2 protein-coding genes are annotated in these 2,606 nt (G+C 65.4%); both read right to left on the bottom strand.

What is annotated here, in order from left to right; translation table 11 throughout:
• Positions 1 to 92: 92 nt before the first annotated feature.
• The gene (locus GO707_RS11755; RefSeq protein ID WP_139912829.1) at positions 93 to 848 is read right to left on the bottom strand and encodes an ATP-binding protein; all 756 of its coding nucleotides are present in this window, start codon (positions 846 to 848) and stop codon (positions 93 to 95) included.
• 1 nt (position 849) lies between these two features.
• A complete protein-coding gene (gene istA / locus GO707_RS11750; protein ID WP_161128471.1) occupies positions 850 to 2,445 on the bottom strand; it encodes an IS21 family transposase in 1,596 nt (531 codons plus the stop codon).
• Positions 2,446 to 2,606 lie beyond the last annotated feature (161 nt).

The raw sequence follows: 2,606 nt of genomic DNA, 5'->3' as shown, positions 1-2,606 counted from the left end.
TGAGTAGTAACCTCTCGCGGTACCATCGATCACCTGGCTTGGTACCGGCGATCAGCAAAAGGCGGTACCGCGAGTAGGCTGTCTCGGTACCGCTAATCAGCGCGCCTCTTCTTGGCGAAGTACTCTCGCATGTTCGGCCCCTCGAGATCTATGTAGCGGGCACCGGTTGCGATGCGGTTGAGGATCGAGTCCGCCATCAGCTCGCCCTCGATGCGCAGGTACCACTCGTTCGGCTCGAGCTGCGAGGCGATGACGGTCGCGCGGCGGCCCTCGCGCGCCTCCATGATCTCGAACAGGTCGACCGAGTTCTGCGTCGATATCGGCGTCGTCATGAAGTCGTCGACCAACAGGAGCGCGACGGACTTGTAGGCGTCCATCTTCTCGAAGTAGCTGCCGTCCTTGGCGGCGCGGGCCCGGTTCAAATCGTCGCAGATGTCGGCGAGGCGCGTGTAGCGCACGGGTATCAGCCTGCGGCACGCCGCGTTGCCGAGAGCCTGAACGACGAAGCTCTTGCCGCAGCCGGTTTTCGAGATGACCACGACGACCTCGCTCTCGCCGATCCACTCGCATCGGGCGAGGCGGTTGATACGGTCCTTGGCGAGCGTCCGGTCGGGCAGATAGACGACGTCCTCGACGCATGCCGAGGGATCCTTGAAGCGCGCGTCCTTGACGAGCTTGGCCACCTTGCGCTCCCGCCTGGCGGCGGCCTCCGCGTCGATGAGCATCTCCATCTTCTCCTCGAAGGTGAACCGATCGTACGACTCGTCCTCCACCATCTCGCGCAGCTTGTCCCCCATGGCCTTTATCCTGAACTGTCTGAACAGCTCGAAGTGCTCTTCGGTAAGCATCCTACTCGCCGCCTCTCTTGTAGGCGTCCGCGCCGCGCAGGCGGCCCGCCGATTTGGCGCGGTCCACCAGCTCGCCGGAGCCTGCGGCCCCGACGGGGCGCCCCTTGGCTCGCTCCTCGGCGTCGGACGACTTGATGGCGAGGATCGCGTTCTTGAGGCCGGTGTAGCTGGGAAGCGCCGAGGCCGCGTTCAGCTTGGCACAAGCGCGCTCGAGCAGCGCCGGCGCGTACGTCTTCGACAGCCCGAGGATGTTGCGGCAGGAGACGAACGACTGCTCGACGATCGCGCGGCTGGCGAGGACGCGCTCGATCGCCGATGCGGTCTCGGGGCCGACGCGCCTCGCCCACGACGCGAACCGCTCCGGCGACCACGGGTCGTCCAGTGCGGCATGGTTCTCGGGCATGTGCTCGACGTTGGTCGAGTACTGCCCCTTGCGGCCGTGAAGCCTCGGGTGCACGGCGACCACCGCCCCGCCGTGCATCACCGCGACCGACGACGAGGTCAGCTTCACGTCGACCTGCTCGCCGATGAGCGAGTGGTCGACGGAGTAGTGCATGTAGTCGACGGTGACGTGGTAGTCCGGGGCCACCTTGGCGCTGCGCCACTCGCACATCTCGTAGCGCTCGGCGGGAAGGGGCATCAGGTGCATGCGCTCCTCCTCGAACACCGAGTCGCGCGAGCCGTCCTTGGCGGAGAACGGCCGGGAGTTGAGCCATGCCACCTTCTCCGCGCAGAACTCGTTGAACTCGTCGATGGTATAGAATGTCATCTCGCCGGACGGCCCGATGATCCAGCGCTCAACCAGGTCGACGCACGATTCGGCCACGCTCTTGTCGCGCGGCCGACGGACCCGGGCGGGCAGGACGGCCGCCCCGTAGTGCTCGGCGAAGCGCTCGTACTCCCTGTTCACGAGCGTGACCCGCGGGGCTGCGGCCCGATCGGTCGCCGTGGCGGCGTTGTCGGGCACCCACATGCGCGGAACGCCGCCGAACTCCTCGAACGCGTGGATCTGGCCCTCCTGCCAGGATTTCTGCCTCATGTCGCAGAAGCCCTCCGCCCAGAACTTGTCCGAGAAGGGCAACGTGACGACCAGGACGTAGACCTTGGTCCTGGTTCCCAGCAGCTTGTCGGTGAGGTGGGCGACGTCGCCGGCCCAATCGATGAAGCACTTGGCCCCCGGCTCGTGGGAGAAGTGCCTGGTCGCGCCCATCTTGCCTGCGGCGTCGGCGAACATCTCGCAGAACGTCTGGTAGGCGTAGGCGAGCTTCCCCTCCGCCGCGGCGCGCTCGCAGTACTCGAGCCAGAAGAGCTTCACCGGCAGCTTCCGACTCATTTTCTTGCGCTCGACCAGCGCCGCCATGTCGGGTCTCAGGTAGGCGTCGTTCGGACGGCGCTCCTCCTTGGCGAAGAACATGTCATCGACCGCGTCGGCGTCCATCGAGCTCACGGCGTCGAACGTCAGGCCGCATTCGCGCATCACCTTGGCGCCGGCGGAGACGTCGCGCTTGCTGACGTGAAGCGCGGCCGCGATGTCCGACTGGGTGGCCCCTCCCTTGGCCAGCATCAGGAGGATTTTCTTGTTCTTGGACATAGGCATCGTGCCCCTTTCCATGAAAGCGAGCCCCGGATTGGGCTCGCGACATGGAATTCTAGGCTCGATGGGCGGCGGTACCAATTTATCTTACCCAGGGTACCAAGCCCGCTGACTGGCGGTACCAGATTCTGCTGATTGTTGGTACCGGAGAGGGTTACTACTCA

It is taken from the genome of Adlercreutzia rubneri (genome assembly GCF_009755265.1).
Taxonomy (GTDB): domain Bacteria; phylum Actinomycetota; class Coriobacteriia; order Coriobacteriales; family Eggerthellaceae; genus Adlercreutzia; species Adlercreutzia rubneri.
This window is presented reverse-complemented; position numbering and strand designations above follow the sequence as displayed.